This is a genomic window from Microbacterium paludicola (assembly GCF_015235415.1).
GTDB lineage: Bacteria > Actinomycetota > Actinomycetes > Actinomycetales > Microbacteriaceae > Microbacterium > Microbacterium paludicola.
This window is the reverse complement of sequence record NZ_JADGLL010000008.1, coordinates 44512-63644: the sequence shown is the minus strand read 5'-3', so window position 1 is coordinate 63644 and position 19133 is coordinate 44512. Positions and strand designations below refer to the sequence as shown.

The 19133-nt window shown below is 71.5% G+C and carries 18 protein-coding genes; 14 read left to right on the top strand and 4 right to left on the bottom strand.

All coding sequences use genetic code 11. The features are described 5' to 3' along the window. Positions 1-9 precede the first annotated feature (9 nt). Complete coding sequence (locus tag IR155_RS05530; RefSeq protein WP_135113828.1) at positions 10-879, bottom strand: HhH-GPD family protein; 870 nt, start codon at positions 877-879, stop codon at positions 10-12. A gap of 38 nt (positions 880-917) precedes the next feature. Next, complete coding sequence (locus IR155_RS05525; protein ID WP_135113827.1) at positions 918-1349, bottom strand: GNAT family N-acetyltransferase; 432 nt, start codon at positions 1347-1349, stop codon at positions 918-920. A 119-nt stretch (positions 1350-1468) separates the two neighbouring features. Here IR155_RS05525 and IR155_RS05520 point away from each other — a divergent pair, with 119 nt between their 5' ends. From IR155_RS05520 to IR155_RS05495, 6 genes are all read left to right on the top strand, one after another. Beyond that, positions 1469-2146, top strand: a complete 678-nt coding sequence (locus tag IR155_RS05520; RefSeq protein ID WP_135113826.1) for a hypothetical protein — start codon at positions 1469-1471, stop codon at positions 2144-2146. A gap of 42 nt (positions 2147-2188) precedes the next feature. Continuing rightward, a complete protein-coding gene (truB, locus tag IR155_RS05515) occupies positions 2189-3088 on the top strand; it encodes a tRNA pseudouridine(55) synthase TruB (RefSeq protein WP_135113825.1) in 900 nt (299 codons plus the stop codon). Then, on the top strand, positions 3085-3453 hold the full coding sequence (locus IR155_RS05510; RefSeq protein ID WP_135113824.1) for a hypothetical protein: 369 nt from the start codon (positions 3085-3087) through the stop codon (positions 3451-3453). The genes truB and IR155_RS05510 overlap by 4 nt, the downstream gene beginning before the upstream one ends. Positions 3454-3498: 45 nt before the next feature. Then, positions 3499-3969, top strand: coding sequence for a hypothetical protein (locus IR155_RS05505; protein WP_135113823.1), 471 nt, complete (start codon positions 3499-3501; stop codon positions 3967-3969). Then, a complete protein-coding gene (locus IR155_RS05500; protein ID WP_135113822.1) occupies positions 3966-4937 on the top strand; it encodes a bifunctional riboflavin kinase/FAD synthetase in 972 nt (323 codons plus the stop codon). Before IR155_RS05505 ends, IR155_RS05500 begins: the two co-directional genes overlap by 4 nt. 418 nt (positions 4938-5355) lie before the next feature. Beyond that, entirely contained in the window at positions 5356-6387 is a 1032-nt protein-coding gene (locus IR155_RS05495) for an IS110 family RNA-guided transposase (protein WP_135113821.1), read from the top strand. A gap of 241 nt (positions 6388-6628) precedes the next feature. On the opposite strand, the gene deoC is transcribed toward IR155_RS05495, so the two are convergent. Further along, the gene (gene deoC / locus IR155_RS05490) at positions 6629-7366 is read right to left on the bottom strand and encodes a deoxyribose-phosphate aldolase (protein WP_135113820.1); all 738 of its coding nucleotides are present in this window, start codon (positions 7364-7366) and stop codon (positions 6629-6631) included. A gap of 84 nt (positions 7367-7450) precedes the next feature. Here deoC and IR155_RS05485 point away from each other — a divergent pair, with 84 nt between their 5' ends. The 6 genes from IR155_RS05485 to IR155_RS05460 all read left to right on the top strand — a co-directional run bounded on the left by IR155_RS05485 (position 7451) and on the right by IR155_RS05460 (position 15152). Then, positions 7451-7666 (top strand): heavy-metal-associated domain-containing protein, encoded by a 216-nt coding sequence (locus tag IR155_RS05485; RefSeq protein ID WP_135113819.1) that lies wholly within the window; start codon positions 7451-7453, stop codon positions 7664-7666. Further along, positions 7663-9912 (top strand): heavy metal translocating P-type ATPase, encoded by a 2250-nt coding sequence (locus tag IR155_RS05480; protein WP_135113818.1) that lies wholly within the window; start codon positions 7663-7665, stop codon positions 9910-9912. Before IR155_RS05485 ends, IR155_RS05480 begins: the two co-directional genes overlap by 4 nt. A 62-nt stretch (positions 9913-9974) precedes the next feature. Further along, a complete protein-coding gene (locus IR155_RS05475) occupies positions 9975-10646 on the top strand; it encodes a hypothetical protein (RefSeq protein WP_135113817.1) in 672 nt (223 codons plus the stop codon). Between the two features lie 311 nt (positions 10647-10957). Continuing rightward, positions 10958-13102, top strand: a complete 2145-nt coding sequence (locus IR155_RS05470; protein ID WP_135113816.1) for a DEAD/DEAH box helicase — start codon at positions 10958-10960, stop codon at positions 13100-13102. Positions 13103-13347: 245 nt separating this feature from the next. After that, complete coding sequence (locus tag IR155_RS05465) at positions 13348-14376, top strand: 6-phosphofructokinase (protein ID WP_135113815.1); 1029 nt, start codon at positions 13348-13350, stop codon at positions 14374-14376. 110 nt (positions 14377-14486) lie between these two features. Beyond that, positions 14487-15152 (top strand): SDR family oxidoreductase, encoded by a 666-nt coding sequence (locus tag IR155_RS05460; RefSeq protein WP_135113814.1) that lies wholly within the window; start codon positions 14487-14489, stop codon positions 15150-15152. 44 nt (positions 15153-15196) lie between these two features. On the opposite strand, the gene IR155_RS05455 is transcribed toward IR155_RS05460, so the two are convergent. Continuing rightward, on the bottom strand, positions 15197-17323 hold the full coding sequence (locus IR155_RS05455; RefSeq protein ID WP_135113813.1) for a S9 family peptidase: 2127 nt from the start codon (positions 17321-17323) through the stop codon (positions 15197-15199). A gap of 205 nt (positions 17324-17528) precedes the next feature. Here IR155_RS05455 and IR155_RS05450 point away from each other — a divergent pair, with 205 nt between their 5' ends. Further along, positions 17529-18794 (top strand): inorganic phosphate transporter, encoded by a 1266-nt coding sequence (locus IR155_RS05450; RefSeq protein WP_135113812.1) that lies wholly within the window; start codon positions 17529-17531, stop codon positions 18792-18794. Next, positions 18791-19117, top strand: a complete 327-nt coding sequence (locus tag IR155_RS05445; protein ID WP_135113811.1) for a peptidase — start codon at positions 18791-18793, stop codon at positions 19115-19117. The genes IR155_RS05450 and IR155_RS05445 overlap by 4 nt, the downstream gene beginning before the upstream one ends. The last annotated feature ends 16 nt before the right edge of the window (positions 19118-19133 follow it).

The window sequence follows — 19133 nt, the reverse complement described above, 5'->3', positions numbered from 1 at the left end:
CGCGGGGCGTCAGCTCCGCGGCAGGTGAAGCACGCCGTCCTCGGTCTCCACGAGGCCGTCGTCGAGCAGGCTCAGGATCGCCCGGTCGCGCTGGAGCGCATCCGGCCAGTCGGGCAGCACCGCCTCCTGGGGGAGTGCTCCGCCGTCCCGCAGCGCGCGCAGGACAGCGCCGCGGGCCTGGCGATCGCTTCCCTCGTACTTCGCCTGGCGGCGCCGCAGGTCCGGGGTCTCCGGACGCCCGGCGTTCAGCCAGGCACACAGGTCGCGCACTGGGCACTCGTCGCACCGCGGTGACCGGGCGGTGCAGATCACGGCGCCGAGCTCCATCGTCGCCGCGTTGACGACCGCCGCCTCGGCTTCGGCCACGGGCAGAAGCGCAGCCATGTCGTCGAGGTCGCGCCGGCTGGGGGCCGCTGGCTGGGCGCGTCCGTGCACGGCGCGCGCGATCACCCGGCGCGTGTTCGTGTCGACAACGGGGTGACGGTCGCCGTACGCGAAGGCCGCCACGGCGCGCGCTGTGTAATCGCCGATGCCGGTGAGTGCGAGCAGCGCGTCGACGTCCCGCGGCACAACGCCGTTGTGCCGGTCGCGGATCTCCGCCGCGGCCCGGTGCAGCCACAGCGCGCGCCGCGGGTAGCCGAGGTTCGCCCACTGCTTCACTGCCTCGGCCGGCGCATCCGCGGCAAGCGCTGCGGGTGTCGGCCAGCGCTCGAGCCACGCCTCGAGCCGCGGGATGACGCGGGCGACGGGCGTCTGCTGCAGCATGAACTCGCTGACGAGCACACCCCACGCGCCGAACCCCGGCGCCCGCCACGGCAGGTCGCGCTTCTCGCGCGCGTACCAGGGGATCAGGCGCGCGGCGAGCGGATGAGCGGGCATCCCTCCAGCGTAGGCGGGCGCCCTCGAGCGGATGAGGTTCAGACGGTCCGGATCATCGGGACGTGGGGGATGCCGTCCTCGAGGAACTCCGGTCCGTCGGTCGCGAACCCGAAGCGGGCGTACCAGCCGGCGAGGTGCGCCTGCGCGTCGAGCCGCACGGTGTGTCCCTCGCACAGCTCCAGCGCGCGACGCATGAGCTCGGCGGCGACGCCCTTGCCGCGCGCGCTGACAGCCGTGGCGACGCGGCCGATCCGCCGATCCGGACCGTCGGTCAGCAGCCGCAGCGTCGCGGCGACCTCGGTGCCGTCGGTCGCCCAGAACTGGATCGCGGTGGGCTCGACGTCGCGGCCGTCGAGCTCGGGATACGCGCACTCCTGCTCGACGACGAACACGTCGACCCGCAGCCGCAGGATGGCGTAGAGCGTGAGGGCGGGCAGGTCGGCGGTCGGGGCGGAGTGATACTCGAGCACCGATTCAGCCTAGGGGCGTTACGCAACCGTGACGGCCCGGCGTGAAGGGCGCAGGGGTTGCGGAGCAAGACCAGATGAAGCATCGTCGCGCGAAGTGACGCCCACCCAAGGGGGAAACCATGAACGACATCCGCACGCGTCGCCCCGCCGTGATCCTCGGCGGCGCGATCTGTCTGCTGGCCCTCGCCGGCTGCTCCACGCCGGTCGAGGCCCCGGGAGCGACGGCCACGTCGACGCCCGCTCCCGAGACCAGCGCTCCGGTCGAGACACCGAGCACGGAGCCGACGCCGACCGAGACCACCGAGCCATCGCAGCAGCCGCAGGAGCCGGGCGACGTCGAGTCGTGGACCATCTCGGAGGAGGCCGTCGGGCCGTTCGAGCTCGGAATGCCGTGGGAGGAGACCGTCGCGCTCGCGGAGGAGCTCGGCTGGGACACGAGCAACGCCGGGGCCACGGAGGGCTGCGCGGCGTTCGTCGGCGCGCCCCTGGAGGCCGGGGTCGAGATGTACGCGTGGAACTACGACGGAGTCACCGCCGACATCTCGGTGTCGGCGCTGCCCGAGGTGGCGACGGCCGGACCTGCCACCGCGGAGGGGATCACGGTGCAGAGCACGTTCGCGGATGTGCGCGCGGCCTATCCCGACGCGATGGAGGGTGAGCAGCCGATCGCGGGTCACCCCTACCTGGTGGTCGACGCCGATGCCGCCGGCAACGCGATGTACTTCGCCGCCGACGGGGAGTTCATCGATCTCATCTCTGTCAACAGCCTCGGCACCGTCCCGTACGAGCACTGCTGAGCTGCATCGGCGCCGCGGCGCGGGGCACGTACCCTGGAGGGTATGCGTCCCGCGTCCGGCATCCTGCTCGTCGACAAGCCGGGCGGGATCACCAGCCATGACGTGGTCGCCCGCTCCCGCCGCGCGTTCGGCACCCGCAAGATCGGCCATGCCGGCACGCTCGACCCGATGGCCACCGGGCTGCTCGTGCTCGGCATCGAGGGAGCGACCCGCCTGCTGACGTATCTCGTCGGCCTGGACAAGACCTACGCCGCGACGATCCGGCTCGGCGCGGCGACCACGACGGACGACGCCGAGGGAGAGGTCGTCTCGACGGCCGATCCGGAGGCGCTGACCGCGGTCACGGACGAGCGGATCGCGGCGGGAGTCGCCGCCCTGACCGGGCGGATCTCGCAGGTCCCGAGCACGTTCTCCGCCATCAAGGTGGACGGCAAGCGCGCGTACGACCTCGCCCGGTCGGGCCAGGACGTCGAGCTCAAGGCACGCGAGGTGACGATCGACCGGTTCGAGGTGCACAACACGCGGCGGCAGGACGGCGCCATCGACCTGGATGTGACCGTCGACTGCTCGTCGGGCACGTACATCCGGGCGCTCGCGCGGGACCTCGGAGCGGGCCTCGGCGTCGGCGGCCACCTGACGATGCTGCGACGCACGCGCATCGGCCCGTTCGCGCTCGCCGACGCACACGACCTCGAGGCGCTCGCCGACCAGCCGGCGCTGCTCGAGCCCGCCGAGGTCGCCGCCCGTGTGCTCGGACGCCTCGACGTCACCGCCGACGAGGCGCGAGACCTGCGTCACGGCAAGCGGCTCGAGGGCGCCGCCGCGCGGATCGAGGGGCAGAACGCGGCGGCGATCGACCCGGATGGTGTGCTCGTCGGCATCGTCGAGCGGCGGGGCGCCGCGCTGAAGAGCGCAATGAACATGCCGGAGGTGCAGGCGTGATCCTGTGGTTCACCGTCATCCAGCTCGTTGTGGCCGTCGCCGCGGGCCTCCTCGGGGTTGTGCTCGGGCTCGCCGGCAGGCGGCCGAGCGACCTCACCGTGGGGGCGCTCGCCCTCGTCGAGCTGCTGCTGATCGTCCAGGTCGTCGTCGCGATCGTGGCGCCCTTCGCCGGCAACCCGCCCACGGGCAGCGTGCTCGAGTTCTGGACGTACCTCGTCTCGGCCGTGCTGCTTCCCGCCGCCGGCGTCGGGTGGGCGCTGATCGAGCGCAGCCGCTGGAGCACAGTGATCATGGGCATCGTCGCCCTGTCCGTTGCCGTGATGGTGTGGCGCATGCAGGTGATCTGGACCATCCAGGTCGCCTGATCCCCGGCTCGCGCCCGGGATGGCGCGCCTAGACTGGACAGCGCTATGACCGCGCCCGTCGAAACGTCCTCGCAGCCCACGCCAGCCCGCCGCATGACCGGCATCGGCCGGGTGCTCGTCATCGTCTACGCCGTTATGGCGCTCGCCGCCACGGGGCGCTCGTTCGTCCAGATCGCCGAGCGCTTCCACGAGGCGCCGCTCGCGTACTCCTTGTCGGCCGCGTCCGCCGTGGTCTACGTGCTCGCCACGCTCGCGCTTGTGTTCTCGCGGCGCTCGGGCTGGTACGCGGTCGCGTGGGTCGCGATCGCGTTCGAGCTCGTCGGCGTGCTGGTCATCGGCACGCTCTCGATCGTGCTTCCCGAGCTGTTCCAGCACCCGACGGTGTGGTCGCAGTACGGCATCGGGTACCTCTTCATCCCGCTCGTGCTGCCGTTCTTCGGCCTCTGGTGGCTGATCACCCACCGCGTCGCCCAGCCCGCCGCGCGCGACGAGTCCCTCGTCGAGGCGACCCGATGATCCTGTTCGAGAACGTCGAGGACATCCCGGCCGGCTTCGGCCAGACGGTGATCGCGATCGGCAAGTTCGACGGCGTCCACGCGGGGCACCGCGCGCTGATCGAGAAGATGCTGGTGGATGCCGCGTCGACCGACGCGCGCACCGTCGCGGTGACGTTCGACCGCAACCCGCTCGCCATCATCGCGCCCGAACGCTGCCCCCGCCCCCTCGTCGGAGTCGACCAGAAGATAGACCTGCTCGGACGCACAGGAATCGACGCCACGCTCATGCTGCGCTTCGACGAGGAGCTCGCCGCCGAGGAGCCGGAGGCCTTCGTCCGACGCGTGATCGTCGCCGGGCTGCACGCGCGCCGCGTGCTCGTCGGCAGCGACTTCCGGTTCGGCCGCGGCGGAACCGGTGACGTCGCTCTGCTGCAGCGGATGGGCGAGGATCTCGGGTTCGAGGTCGAGGAGGTCGCCGACGTCGTGAGCGCCGGCGATGGCCGCCGGGTGTCGTCCACCTGGATCCGCGAGCTGCTGGACGCGGGCGACGTCGAGCGCGCGGCGAAGCTGCTCGGGCGCTTCCCGAGCGTGACCGGCGACGTCGTCCACGGCCTCGAGCGCGGCCGCCAGCTGGGATTCCCCACCGCCAACCTGTCGCCCGATGCCGAGGGCTACGTGCCCGCCGACGGCGTCTACGCGGGCTGGCTCATAGAGCGCTCACCCGAGGGAGTGCTGCGATCCGGCGTCCGTTATCCCGCGGCGATCTCGATCGGCACGAACCCGACGTTCGACGACGTCGAGCTGCGCCAGGTCGAGGCGTACGTCCTCGACGAGACCGACCTCGACCTCTACGACCGCCGGGTCGAGATCGAATTCGTCGCGCGCATCCGCGGCATGGTGGCGTTCGAAGGCGTCGACAAGCTCATCGAGCAGATGACGGATGACGTCACCCGCGCCCGGCTTGTGCTGACGTCTACTTCTTCTTAGTGGCCGCGCGCGCATCGATCACGGGTTTTTTTCTGGCCGCGCGCGGATCGATCACTCGCCCCGACGCTCCGCGCCGGGGCTCGCGCTCGATGTGACGTCGCTTCGCTCCGGTCCGGGCGCGCTGGTGGCCGCATCCGCGGCACTGTCAGTGTGATGGCGGCTGGCCGTGCCTTGCTGGCAGGGTCGGTGCTGGTACCCCTGCCGGGTGTGACTCACCGCGGCACTGACCACGTCCGCGTGTGTCTTGGAGCGATTCGTCCGCCCGGTGGGGGTGCCGACGCCGGGCGCTGCCCGCCGCGGTGACTTGATAGAAGCACGGCCATTCGCAGTGGCTCATGACAGTTCCGTCCCGCGACGACTTCCTCAGCGCCCGGGCGTCGGCTACGACCGTCCATCCGCTGAAGAAGGAGAGATCGCAGTGACCATCGTCGCAGACCGTTACCGGTTCATCACCGGGGTCGACACCCACTCCAAGAAGCACCAGTACGCCGTCCTTGACGGCACCGGCCGCCTCCTCGAGGAGCGGTCCTTCCCGACAGGACCGGCCGGCATCGCCCGCGCGACCACCTGGCTGACCGCGCTGGCCGAGGGCGCCCCCATGCTCGCCTCCCTCGACGGCGCCGGCTCCTACGGGCGCCCCCTGGCCGAGGCTCTGGGCGGGGCGGGGATCCGCGTCGTCGAAGCCCCCAAGATCCGTTACCGCCCCTCCGGCAAGGACGACCGTCTCGACGCGCGCGCCGCAGCGGCGTCGGTCCTGCCCCTCGAGGTCGAGACCCTCAACGACCGCAAGGACGGCCCCGAGCGCGACGCCATCCAGATCCTCCTGACCACACGTGAGCAGATGTCTCGCGAGCGCACCAAAGCGATCAACGCGCTCAATGCCCTCGCCCGCCGGTTCGACCTCGGCATCGACGCCCGCAAGAAGCTCACCCTCGCCCAGACCCGGCAGATCGCCGCATGGCGCGCTCGCACCAACGAGCCCATCGACACCGCCACAGCCCGGTCGGAAGCGATCCGCCTGGCAGGCAGGTCCCTCACCCTGCGCGAGGACCTCGCAGCGAACAAGAACGCCCTCACCAACCTGGTCCGACAGCTCGTCCCGCAGCTGCTGACCCAGCCCGGCATCGGCCCCGTCAGCGCAGCTCAGGTGTTCGCCTCCTGGTCCCACCCCGGCCGGGTCCGCTCCGAAGCGGCCTTCGCCCGCTTGGCCGGCACCGCACCCAAACCCGCCTCCAGCGGAGATCGGACCCGCCACCGCCTCGACCGCGGCGGTGACCGACGCCTCAACGCCGCCCTGCACCGGGTGATCATCACCCGCTGGCGCTCACACCCCGAAACCCTCGCCTACGCCCAACGCCGCCGAGCCGAGGGCCGCACCGACCGCGACATCCGCCGCATCCTCAAGCGCTACCTCGCCCGCACCCTCTACCGACTCCTCGAAGCCAGTTGACACACATAGAAGCTTCGCTCACTTCGTTCGCACATGGGGCGCTTCGGTGAGCCCTTTACGGGCTCGCGCTCCATGGCTGTCGCTTCGCTCCGTCCGGGCGCGCTGGTGGGCCGCATCGGCGGCACGCTCACTTCGTTCGCACGGGGTTGCAGTCCGGTTGTCGAGCGAGCGAAGCGAGTCGAGACGACCTGCCGATACGCGAGTGCGCCTTCACCCTGTGCGAGCGCGCCGGCGCGAGCGATCAATAGCTGCTGCGGTCCTCCGCGGCCGTGCCCTCGCGGCCCTCGGCGCGGGCGCGGAGCTCGCCGAGGATCGTGGCGCTCGCGCTGGTGCCGAGGCGCGTCGCGCCCGCTTCGAGCATGGCGATCGCCGAGTCGAGCCCGCGCACGCCGCCGGAGGCCTTCACCTGGACGGCGGGGGAGACGCTCTCGCGCATGAGGGTGACGTGCTCGACCGTGGCGCCGCCGCCGGCGAAGCCGGTGGAGGTCTTCACGAACGTCGCGCCGCCCGTCTCGGTGAGTCGGCTTCCGCGCGCGATCTGCTCGAGGTCGAGGTAGCTGGTCTCGAGGATCACCTTGGTGACGAAGCCGCCCTCGGACGAGCGACCCCCCGCAGCCTCGACCACCGCGGCGATGTCGGCCGTGACGAGGTCGTCCTCGCCCGAGCGCAGGGCGCCGATGTGCACGACCATGTCGAACTCGGTCGCGCCGTCGTCCTTCGCGCGCTGGAGCTCGGCGACCTTCGCGGCCGTCGACGTGGTGCCGTGCGGGAAGCCGATCACGGTGCCCACCGCGACGCCCGTGCCGTCGAGGCGGCGCACGGCGTAGGCGATGTCGGACGGGCGCACGCACACGCTGAACACGCCCCACTCGGCGGCGATGTCGAGCTCGCGGTCGACGTCGGCGCGGGTGAAGTCCGGCTTCAGGATCGCGTGGTCGATGGTGGCGGCGACGGCGCGCTCGGTCAGCTCGATGCTCATGCCTCCAGCCTACGTCTCCGGCGTTGCGGGAATACCCCCGGGGGGTATGCTGGTTCTCGTCCAGGAACGACGAAAGGAAGCACAATGAGCACCACCACCACCTATCTCGTCCAGGGCATGACGTGCGGTCACTGCGCCCAGACCGTCGCCGCCGGCATCCAGTCGCTCGACGCCGTCACGGCCGCAGACGTCGATCTCGAGGCGGGGACGGTCGCCGTGCAGTCGACCGGCCCGATCGCGGACGAGGACGTCGCCGCGGCCGTCGCGGAGGCGGGCTACACCTTCGGAGGCCGGTCATGAGCGGCACGGTGCAGGACCGCCGCGACGTCGTCCTCGACATCCAGGGGATGACCTGCGCAAGCTGTGTCGCGCGTGTCGAGAAGCGGCTGCAGCTGGTTCCCGGTGTCGAGGCGGCGGTGAACCTCGCGACCGAGTCGGCGAAGGTTCAGGCGCCGACCGGCATCGGCGACGAGGCGCTGGTCGAGGCCGTCAAGTCCGCGGGATACGACGCCACCGTGCGTCGTGCCGCGGCCCCGGTCGCGCACCACGTGCACGAGGGCGGCGCGCACGAGGATCACGAGGGCCACGAGGATCATTCGGGTCACGTGCACGACGTCGAGGACGTCGCGGGGGAGACGCCGCTGCGCACCCGACTGATCGTGGCCGCCGTGCTGAGCGTGCCGATCCTGCTGGTCTCGATGATCATGCCGCTGCAGTTCCCGGGCTGGCAGTGGGCGATGCTCGCGCTCAGCCTGCCCGTTGTGCTCTGGGCGGGATGGCCGTTCCACCGCGCCACGCTGCGCAACGCGCGCCACGGGGCCGCGACGATGGACACCCTGATCACGCTCGGCACCATGGCGGCGCTGCTCTGGAGCGCCTGGGTCACGGTCACCGGCGGCATGCACGTGTACTTCGAGGTCGCGGCGGTCGTCACGACGTTCCTGCTGCTCGGACGTTTCATCGAGCAGCGTTCGAAGCGCCGCGCCGGCGCCGCCCTGCGGTCGCTGATCGACCTCGGCGCGCGCGAGGTCGTGCTCGCCGCGTCCGACGGCCGCGACGGGGAGACGATCCCCGTCGAGCGGCTGCACCCCGGTGACCGCTTCATCGTGCGCCCCGGCGGCACGATCGCCACGGATGGCGTCGTGGAGGCAGGCGAGGCCGCGATCGACGCCAGCATGCTGACCGGCGAGTCGGTGCCTGTCGCGGCAGGCCCGGGCGCGGCGGTCACGGGCGGCACCATCGCCACCGACGGGCGGCTCGTCGTCCGCGCGACGGCGGTCGGAGCCGAGACGCGTCTCGCCCGGATCGCCGCGCTCGTCGAGGATGCGCAGGCGGGCAAGTCGCGGATCCAGCGGCTCGCCGACCGGATCTCCGGAGTGTTCGTCCCCGTCGTGATCGGGCTCGCCGTCCTCACCCTCGTCGGCTGGCTTCTCGCGGGGCAGGGTCTCGAGGCGGGCTTCGTCGCCGCCGTCGCGGTGCTGATCATCGCGTGCCCCTGTGCGCTCGGGCTCGCAACCCCCGTCGCGATCCTGGTCGGCACCGGGCGCGGCGCGCAGCGGGGCATCCTGATCACCGGTCCCGAGGCGATCGAGAGCGCCGGACGCATCGACACGGTCGTGCTCGACAAGACCGGCACGGTGACCAGCGGACGGATGACCGTCCACGACGTCGTGCTCGGGCGCGGCGCCGACCGCGACGAGGTGCTGCGGATCGCCGCGGCGCTGGAGTCGGGATCGGAGCACCCGATCGCCCGCGCGATCGTCGCGGCCGCCGACGACGGCGCCGAACTGCCGGCCGTGACCGGCTTCCGCAACCACGCCGGGCACGGGGTGACGGGAACGGTGGACGGCCGCGATGCGTTCGCCGGGGGTCTGAAGCTCGCCGCCGCGCGCGGTGCGCGTGTGCCGGACGACCTCGCCGCCGTCGCGCGGGACGCCGTGTCGACCGTGGTGATCGTCGGCTGGGCCGCGGCCGCGGGGATGAGCCCCACGGCGCGCGCGGCCATCCTCGTCGGCGACACGGTGCGGGACGACAGCCGCGAGGCCATCACGGGCCTGCGCGACCTCGGGCTCGACGTCGTGCTCCTGACCGGCGACGGCGAGGGCGTCGCGCGGGCGGTGGCCGACGAGGTCGGAATCCAGACCGTCATCGCGGGGGTCTCGCCCGAGGGGAAGGTCGACGAGATCCGGCGACTGCAGGAGAGCGGACGCCGCGTCGCGATGGTCGGAGACGGCGTGAACGACGCCGCGGCTCTCGCCACCGCCGACCTCGGCATCGCCATGGGCGGCGGCACGGACGCCGCGATGCACGCCAGCGACATCACCCTTGTACGCGACTCGCTCACCGCGGCGGGGGACGCCGTGCGGCTCTCGCGCCGCGTGCTCGCGATCATCCGCGGCAACCTGTTCTGGGCGTTCGGCTACAACGTCGCGGCGATCCCGCTCGCGGCGCTGGGCCTGCTCACCCCGATGGTCGCCGGAGCCGCGATGGCGTTCTCGAGCGTGTTCGTGGTGCTGAACAGCCTGCGCCTGCGCTCGTTCCGCTGACGGCACGGGCCCGGGACGGGTCGGCGCTGTCGACACCACGGGCGGTGAGGCAGGATGGGGCAATGCGCTCCCACCGCCTCGCCGCCCGTGTCTCCGTCATCGGCGCGCTCGCACTGGCGACCGTCGGCCTCGCGGCATGCCAGCCGACGCCGGGGCCGACCGGGAGCCCGGCCGCCTCGGAGCAGCCGACGTCGAGCGCCGCCCCCAGTGGGCAGCCGAGCACCGCGCCCACGAGCCCCGCGCCGAGCACGTCCGCCACGCCGACCCCGACGGCGACCGCCGGTGCCGGAGGGCTTCCCGCCGACTGCGGCCAGGCCTACTCCGCGCAGATGCAGGACTGGCTGTACGACGCGTTCGGCCAGCTGAACCCTGCGGAGGCGTCTCAGGTGCCGAGCTCGAAGGTCGTCGACCTGCTCGACGTGATCCAGGGCGCGCCGAACCTCAACTGCTACTGGACGCCGCCGGGCGAGACGGCCCTCGTCTCGAACGCCGCGATCGTCCCCGCGCAGCACAAGCAGTTCGTCCGCGACGTGCTGACGCAGAACTTCCCGGGCTGCGACGCGACCGGCGACACCGTCGACTGCGAGCGGCAGGGCGAGCAGCAGCAGGGCGTGATCGAGTTCGAGCGCGTGGTGCTGCGGGGCGACATGATGCTCACGACCTACGCGATGAACGCCGACGAGGCACTCGTCGACGAGGCCGTCGCCGACATGCTCGCGCACCTGCCCGGCTGATCCGGATCATCCGCCGCATCGCTCCCGTCACCTCCGTCGAGGCGCATCGGCGATTGCGCGTCGTCCCGGGGCGGGGCATGCCCTAGACTGGCCGCACAGGTTTCCACCGCCCGTCGCGTCCATCGACGTCCGAGAGATCCTCTCGCAGGCCGGTGCACGCGCCCCGGGTGGGAACCGCGTCCGTCTGACCGCATCGCGGAAGCGAATCGGTCCGCGCTGTCGTCATCTCGACGGCGCAGCGGGCGCCACGCACGACTTCGACCGCCGGCCAAGCCGCCTCGGTCACGATGGTCTCTACGCTCAGGAGGAGCATGCCGACCACGGCACCCGCGCGACAGCGCAGAAAGTCCTCGTCCGCTCGCCGCGATGACGAGGCCCCCCTCATCCCGATCCTCGCCCGCAAGGTGCGCGAGGTCGAGGCGAAGGCCCAGCGCGGCAAGCTGGGCCCCACGAACCGCACCAAGTTCCAGGTGATCGCGTTCCTCGTGCGCGAGGAGCGCGCCCGCGTCAAGGCCGACACCGAGGTCACCGACGCCGTCCGCGCCGAGCTGCTCAAGCGGCTCGACGGGGTGGCGACGATCCTCGCCAAAACGGCCGCGCGCGACACGTCGCTCATCCAGCTGCTCGAGGTCGACCAGGCCACGTCGCCGGTCGCGCGCCGGATGCGTCGCGACTGGCTGCTCGAGTCGGGCGCCGAGCTCGCTCCCGAGGAGCTCGTGATCGCCGACGTGAAGCCGCTGGTGCAGACGTCCCTCGTGCCGCCCGCCGCGGCCGAGCGTCAGGTCACACCGCCGCAGATCGAGGCGCGCATCGAGTCGAACCCGTTCCTCGCTCCCGACCTCGCGCACCGCGTCGGCGGCCCGACTCCGCGTCGTCGCCTCGACGGCTGGGAGCTCATGGGCCCGCTGTACAAGGCGTTCGAGCAGGGCGCGGGCGGGGGCGCCGCCACCATGCCGCTGCCCGAGGTGCCCGAGTTCGACCGCCTCTCGCCCAAGGGGCTCGAGATCATGGCACACCAGTCGCGCTTCCTCGAGGCCGTGCGCGCGGGGCACCGCACCTTCCTGCTCGCCGACGAGCCGGGCCTCGGCAAGACCGCGGAATCGGTGCTCGCCGCCTCCGTCGCGAACGCGTACCCGATCGTCGCGATCGTCCCGAACGTCGTGAAGATGAACTGGGCGCGCGAGGTCGAGCGCTGGACACCCCACCGCCGCGCGACCGTGATCAACGGCGACGGCGACGACATCGACGCCTTCGCCGACGTGTTCATCGTGAACTACGAGATCCTGGATCGTCACCTCGGCTGGCTCGCCAAGATCGGCCTGCGCGGCATGGTCGTCGATGAGGCGCACTTCATCAAGAACCTCACCTCGCAGCGCTCGCAGAATGTGCTCGCGCTCGCGGCGAGCATCCGTGAGAACACGCCGGGCGGCGATCCGCTCCTCCTGGCGCTCACGGGAACGCCGCTGATCAACGACGTCGAGGACTTCGACGCCATCTGGCGCTTCCTCGGCTGGACCACCGGCGACAAGCCCGGCCCCGAGCTGATGGAGAAGCTCGACGCCACCGGCCTGACGCCCGCCGACAAGGCCTTCTACCCAGAGGCCCGCGAAGCCGTCATCTCGATGGGCATCGTGCGGCGCCGCAAGAAGGACGTCGCGAAGGACCTGCCGGACAAGCTCATCGCCGACCTGCCCGTGCAGCTCGACGACGAGTTCGGCCGCAGCATCCGCGAGGCCGAGCGCGAGCTCGCGGCTCGCCTCGTCGCGCGCTACCGCCGGATCATCGACGCCCGCGGCGACCGCGGCCTCGCCCCCGGCGAGATCGACGACGACATCGTGCGCCTCGTCGCGCAGGGCGAGCTGGACGAGTCGAAGGCCGCCGGCACCGCGGGGGACAACGTCTTCACGATGGTGCGACGCATCGGCCAGGCGAAGGCCGGCCTCGCGGCCGACTACGCCGCCCAGCTGCAGCGCTCGGTCGGCAAGGTCGTGTTCTTCGCCAAGCACATCGACGTCATGGACCAGGCCGAGGCGCACTTCAAGGCGGTGGGCGTGAAGAGCGTCTCGATCCGCGGCGAGCAGACCTCCACGGTGCGTCAGGCAGCGATCGACGCGTTCAACAACGACCCGGATGTCGGCATCGCGGTGTGCTCGCTCACCGCCGCCGGTGTGGGCGTCAACCTGCAGGTCGCATCGAACGTCGTCCTCGCCGAGCTCAGCTGGACCGCGGCCGAGCAGACGCAGGCGATCGACCGCGTCCACCGCATCGGACAGGATGAGCCCGTCACAGCGTGGCGCATCATCGCGGCGCACACGATCGACACCAAGATCGCCGAGCTCATCGACCAGAAGCAGGGCCTCGCGGCGCGCGCGCTCGACGGCGAGGCCGTCGACCCGACCTCGAGCGACTCGGTGCAGCTGGCGGCGCTTATGCACGTCCTGCGGGGGGCTCTCTAACTTCTCGGGCCTGCCATACCCGCTGGCACGCTGGGCCCGCTCTGCGAACGAAGTGAGCGTGCCGCGGATGCGGCCCACCAGCGCGCCCGGACGGAGCGGAGCGACGTCCATCGAGCGCGAGACCCGGCGCGGAGCGTCGGGCGAGGGATCGATCAGCGCGCGGCCAAGAGCGAGTCACCCGCTCGTCACCAGGGGATCCGGGCGACGCCCTTCGGGGGTCATCCGGATCCCCTAGTGTCGAGAGCATGAAGATCGGAATCCTCACGTCCGGAGGTGATTGCCCCGGACTGAATGCGGTCATCCGCGGCATCGTCCTCAAGGGCACCACCACGTACGACCTCGAGTTCGTGGGCATCCGCGACGGCTGGCGCGGCGTCGTCGAAGCGGACTTCTTCCCGCTCACCCGGCACGAGGTCAAGGGCCTCGCGAAGGTCGGCGGCACCATCCTCGGCACGAGCCGTACGAACCCGTATGAGGGCGAGCATGGTGGCGCCGACAACATCAAGGCCACCCTCGCCGAGCACGGCATCGACGGGATCGTCGCGATCGGCGGCGAGGGCACCCTCGCGGCCGCGGAGCGCCTCTCGAAGGACGGCATCAACGTCTTCGGCGTGCCGAAGACGATCGACAACGACCTCGGCGCGACCGACTACTCGTTCGGCTTCGACACGGCCGTGAACATCGCCACCGAGGCGATGGACCGGCTGCGCACCACGGGCGACTCGCACCAGCGGTGCATGGTCGCCGAGGTGATGGGCCGGCACGTCGGCTGGATCGCGCTCCACGCGGGAATGGCCGCCGGCGCCCACGTCATCTGCATCCCCGAGGTGCCCCTGTCCATCGAGGAGATCACCGCCCAGGTGACCTCGGCCCACGAGCGCGGCCGCGCGCCGCTGGTCGTGGTGTCGGAGGGCTTCAAGCTCAAGGGCCAGGAGGAGGCGTACAGCGACAAGGGCCTGGACGCGTTCAACCGCCCCCGCCTCGGCGGCATCAGTGAGGTGCTCGCCCCGGAGATCGAGCGCATCACGGGCATCGAGACCCGTGCGACGGTGCTGGGGCACATCCAGCGCGGAGGTTCGCCCTCGGGCTTCGACCGCGTGCTCGCGACGCGCCTCGGCCTGCACACCGCCGACGCCATCGTCGAGGGCGCCTGGGGTCAGATGGTGGCGCTGCGCGGCACCGACATCGTCCGCGTGGCGTTCGCCGACGCGCTCGGCGAGCTTCACACCGTCCCGCAGTCCCGCTACCAGGAGGCTGCGGCGCTGTTCGGCTGATCGTCCCTTCGAAAGGCTCCCCGGTGCGTGCGGCGCCGGGGAGCCTTTTGCATTGTCCAGTGCCTGGGGCCCGCGCTGGGGCGCGGCTGCGGCGGCGATAGGGTGACGTCATGCCCCTCGCTCTGATCACGGGTGCCGCGCGCGCCAACAGCATCGCCGCGGGGATCGCGCCTCGGCTGCGGCAGGACGGCTTGACCGTCGTCACGAGCGACCTCTCGTCGGCCGATTACCCGCGCGACCTGTCGGATCCGTCGGCGCCGGATGAGCTCATCGCCGCGGTCGTGCGCGACCACGGACCGTGCGACGCGCTCATCCTGAGTCATGCGCACGATGTGGAGACGGGCATCCTCGACACCACCGCGGAGAGCTTCGACGCGCACGTCGCCGTCAACGCCCGCGCCTCGCTTCTGCTCATCGCCGCCTTCGCCCGTCAGGTGCCCGACGGCGGCGGCGCGATCGTCGCGCTGACGAGCGATCACACCACGGGCAACCTGCCGTACGGGGCGTCGAAGGGTGCCCTGGACCGCATCGTGATCTCCGCGGCGCGCGAGCTCGGCCCACGCGGGATCTCGGCCAACGTCCTCAACCCGGGTCCGATCGACACGGGCTGGATGGACGACGACACCCGCACCGCGCTGCGCGACGCCCATCCGCTCGGCCGTCTCGGGACACCCGCCGACATCGGCGAGTTCGTCGCCTTCCTCGTCTCGCCCGCCGGCCGCTGGGTCTCGGGCCAGCTGCTGCAGGCCGACGGCGGGTTCTCCGCCCGCTACTGACCGCGAGCGGAGCCACGGCTGCACCCCGCGAGGCCCTCGACGGGTCAGGCGTCGGCGACCCCGAGCACGTCGAAGAGCCAGGCGAGCTGGAAGGCCCGCTCGCGCCACGAGTTGTAGCGGCCGCTGACGCCGCCGTGACCCGCGACCATCTCGCACTTGAACAGCGCATCGGCGCCCACATCGCGCAGACGCGCGACCCACTTGGCCGGCTCGACGTACATCACGCGCGTGTCGTTCAGCGACGTCATCGCCAGGATCCGCGGGTAGGTCACGCCCTCGCGCACGTTCTCGTACGGCGAGTACGACTTCATGTACTCGTACACCGCCGGGTCGTGCAGCGGGTCGCCCCACTCATCCCACTCGATCACCGTGAGGGGAAGGGAGGGGTCCAGGATGGTCGTGAGCGCGTCGACGAACGGGACGTCGGCGAGGATGCCGGCGAACAGCTCCGGGGCGAGGTTCGTGATCGCGCCCATAAGAAGCCCGCCGGCAGATCCGCCCTCCGCCACCAGGCGATCCGGGGTCGTGTAGCCGTTCTCGACGAGGTGACGCGCGACATCCACGAAGTCGGTGAACGTGTTGCGCTTCGCCTGCAGCTTGCCGTCCTCGTACCACTGCCGCCCGAGCTCGCCGCCGCCGCGCACGTGCGCGACGGCGAACACGATGCCGCGGTCGAGCTCGGACAGCCGGGCCACCGAGAAGGCGGGGTCGATCGAGTGCTCGTACGAGCCGTAGCCGTAGAGGTGCACGGGGCGAGGTGCGGAGCCGGGCTCGCCGAACGAGCGCTTCCACACAAGGGAGACCGGGATGCGGGTGCCATCCTGGGCGGTCACCCACAGGCGGGCCTGGTCGTAGTCGGCGGGGTCGTATCCGCCGAGCACCTCGACCTGCCGGCGCAGGACGAGCTCGCCGCTGTCGAGCACGTACTCGAACACCGATCCCGGCGTCGTGAACGACCCGAACCCGAGGCGCAGCACCGGGGGAGCCCACTCGGGGTTGCCGCCCAGCCCGACGGCGAACAGGGGCTCATCGAACTCGATCTCCGTCAGCGCGTGCGTGCGGTAGTCGAGCAGAGCCACGCGCGTGAGGCCCTCGCGGCGGTACTCGACGACCGCGAAGTCGCGGAAGCAGTCGACGTCCTCAAGGCGGCGGCCCGGCTCGTGCGGGATCACGGTCTCGACCACGTCGGGCGCGCCGACGCGGGCGCGCACCAGCTCGAAGTCGAGTGCGCCGTCGTTGTGGAGGATGTACAGCCAGTCCTCGCCGTCGATGACGGCATGATCCACGCCGTACTCGACGCCCTCGCGACGCGGCCACACGACCTGCGGCTTGGCGTCGGGATCGGTCGCCACGGTCGCCGCGTCGAGCAGCGCGACCTCGCTTGTGATGCTCGACCCGGACTCGACGACCAGGAACCGGTCGCTGCGCGTCACTCCCGCGCCCACCCAGAACCGCTCGTCGTCATCGCGGTAGATCTCGCGGTCGGCCTCCCGCCCCGCGGTGCCGACCGGGTGGAGCCACGCGCGGTCGGGACGCCAGGCGTCGTCCACCGTCGTGTAGACGATGTGGGTGCCGCCGGGAAGGAAGTGCGCGCCCGAGAAGGTCCCCTCGATCACGTCGGGCAGGATCTCGCCGGTCGTCAGGTCCTTGATCCGGATCGTGTAGCGCTCGTCACCCGCGACGTCCACGGCCCACAGCATCAGCGTGCCGTCCTTGGACACGTCGAACGATCCGAGGGAGAAGAACTCGTGGCCCTCGGCCTCGGCGTTCGAGTCGAGCAGCACCTGCTCGCCGGGCACCTCCACCTCCGCGCTCAGCTGGGGCGGGGTCCAGTCGTCCGGGCCGGCGATGGGGGCGCGGCACTGCACGCCGTACTGCTTGCCCGCGATCGTGCGGCCGTAGTACCACCACTGCCCGCGGCGGCTCGGCAGGCTCAGGTCGGTCTCGCGGACCCGGCCCTTGATCTCCTGGAAGATGCGCTCGCGAAGCGGCTCGAGGTGCGCGAGCGCCGCGTCGGTGTGGGCGTTCTCCGCCTCGAGGTGCGCGACGACCTCGGGGGAGTCCTTCTCGCGCAGCCACTCGTACGGGTCCTCGAACGTGTCGCCGTGGTGCGAGCGGACGACGGGGCGTTTCTCGGGGCGGGGGGCGGTCGGGACCGAAGCAGAGCTCATCCGTCAACGCTATCCGTGTTTGACGTGCACGCCGCGGCGCCGACGGGCGGCGGACGGCGCTCCCAGGCGGGCGGAACGGACGGTTTGACCGCCCCTGCCCGGGGTGCGAGGATTGGTGACCGTCTGGTTGCCAGATCGTGAACACCTGGCGAACTCTTCGTTCGCGCTTCTCGACCCTCGGGTCCCGCATCACGGAAGGCGGACGGTGGAAACCGCAGCCCTCATCGTCGCGCTGGTCATCGCCCTCGCGCTCTTCTTCGATTTCACCAACGGCTTCCACGACACCGCCAACGCGATGGCGACGCCGATCGCCACCGGCGCACTCAAGCCGAAGACCGCGGTCGCGCTCGCGGCCATCCTGAATCTCGTCGGCGCCTTCCTGTCGACCGAGGTCGCCAAGACCATCTCCGGCGGCATGATCCGCGAGGAGCAGATCTCGGGAGCCGTGTTCCCCTCGCTGATCTTCGCCGGCCTGATCGGCGCCATCACGTGGAACATGCTGACCTGGCTGCTCGGCCTTCCCTCCAGCTCGTCGCACGCGCTGTTCGGCGGCCTGATCGGCGCGACGCTCGTCGGCGTCGGCGTCCAGGGAATCGACTTCGGCGTCGTGATGTCGAAGGTCGTGCTGCCGGCGCTGCTTGCACCGCTCACCGCGGGCATCATCGCGTTCCTCGCGACCAAGATGGCGTACTCCCTCACCCGGCGCTACGACGGCAAGCCGGACGGCCGCGACGGCTTCCGCTGGGGCCAGATCTTCACGTCCTCCCTCGTCGCCCTCGCGCACGGCACGAACGACGCCCAGAAGACGATGGGCGTGATCACCCTCGCGCTCATCGCGGCGGGCTGGCAGTCGTCCGAGCACCACGAGCCGCAGCTGTGGGTCGTCTTCTCGGCGGCCGCGGCGATCGCGCTCGGCACCTACGTCGGCGGATGGCGGATCATCCGGACCCTGGGCAAGGGACTCACCGACGTCAAGCCGGCACAGGGCTTCGCGGCCGAGACGTCGACGGCCGCCACGATCCTCGCCTCGAGCCACCTCGGCTTCGCGCTGTCGACCACGCAGGTCGCCTCCGGATCGGTGATCGGATCCGGTCTCGGACGACGCGGATCGGAAGTGCGCTGGCGCACCGTCGGGCGGATCTTCGTCGGCTGGCTGCTCACGCTCCCCGCGGCCGGTGCGGTCGGCGCGCTCGCCGCCCTGCTCGTGGTGTGGACCCAGGCGGCCGGACTCGGCGTCCTGGGCGTCGCGATCGACGCGGTCCTGGCGATCGCGGTGATCGTGTTCCTGTTCCTGCGCTCGCGCCGCAACGAGGTGCACGCGGGCAACGCGATGAGCGAGGTCGCCGAGTCGGGCCTCGCGGTCAAGGTCGACGAGAACCCGCCGCCGACGCCGAGGCAGCGGCGCGCGCAGGCCGAGAGGGCCCAGCGCAAGGCGGCGAAGAAGCAGCAGAAGAGCGGGGGAGAGCGATGACCATCGACTGGGGCGCCTTCCTGCTCGTGTTCATGGCCGCGCTGATCGGTGCGGTGGTCGTCGTCGGGTTCTACGCGCTCGGGCTGCGCCTGCTTGCGAGCAGCGGGCGCGTTCCCGTGGTCGCGCCCGTCGCCTTCACGGATGCGATCACCGTCCTCTCCGCGAAGCAGATCGCGAGGGCCGAGAAGGCGGCGGCGAAGGCCTCCGCGAAGAGTCCGCTCTCGGACGGCCAGAAGCGGCTCGCGCTCGTCGGCGCGTACGCGTGCTTCGCGGTGTGCGGGCTCGCCGTGGTCGTGGGCATCCTGCTGATCGTGCTCGGCTGACGGCGGTTCGCCCGGC

Bases quoted from the DNA above. Each gene is read 5' to 3' on its own strand.
- IR155_RS05470 (WP_135113816.1), top strand. From the start codon at position 10,958: ATGCCGACCACGGCACCCGCGCGACAGCGCAGAAAGTCCTCGTCCGCT.
- IR155_RS05530 (WP_135113828.1), bottom strand. From the start codon at position 879: ATGCCCGCTCATCCGCTCGCCGCGCGCCTGATCCCCTGGTACGCGCGC.
- IR155_RS05460 (WP_135113814.1), top strand. From the start codon at position 14,487: ATGCCCCTCGCTCTGATCACGGGTGCCGCGCGCGCCAACAGCATCGCC.
- IR155_RS05465 (WP_135113815.1), top strand. From the start codon at position 13,348: ATGAAGATCGGAATCCTCACGTCCGGAGGTGATTGCCCCGGACTGAAT.
- truB (WP_135113825.1), top strand. From the start codon at position 2,189: ATGCGTCCCGCGTCCGGCATCCTGCTCGTCGACAAGCCGGGCGGGATC.
- IR155_RS05445 (WP_135113811.1), top strand. From the start codon at position 18,791: ATGACCATCGACTGGGGCGCCTTCCTGCTCGTGTTCATGGCCGCGCTG.
- IR155_RS05505 (WP_135113823.1), top strand. From the start codon at position 3,499: ATGACCGCGCCCGTCGAAACGTCCTCGCAGCCCACGCCAGCCCGCCGC.
- deoC (WP_135113820.1), bottom strand. From the start codon at position 7,366: ATGAGCATCGAGCTGACCGAGCGCGCCGTCGCCGCCACCATCGACCAC.
- IR155_RS05485 (WP_135113819.1), top strand. From the start codon at position 7,451: ATGAGCACCACCACCACCTATCTCGTCCAGGGCATGACGTGCGGTCAC.
- IR155_RS05480 (WP_135113818.1), top strand. From the start codon at position 7,663: ATGAGCGGCACGGTGCAGGACCGCCGCGACGTCGTCCTCGACATCCAG.
- IR155_RS05520 (WP_135113826.1), top strand. From the start codon at position 1,469: ATGAACGACATCCGCACGCGTCGCCCCGCCGTGATCCTCGGCGGCGCG.
- IR155_RS05455 (WP_135113813.1), bottom strand. From the start codon at position 17,323: ATGAGCTCTGCTTCGGTCCCGACCGCCCCCCGCCCCGAGAAACGCCCC.
- IR155_RS05500 (WP_135113822.1), top strand. From the start codon at position 3,966: ATGATCCTGTTCGAGAACGTCGAGGACATCCCGGCCGGCTTCGGCCAG.
- IR155_RS05475 (WP_135113817.1), top strand. From the start codon at position 9,975: ATGCGCTCCCACCGCCTCGCCGCCCGTGTCTCCGTCATCGGCGCGCTC.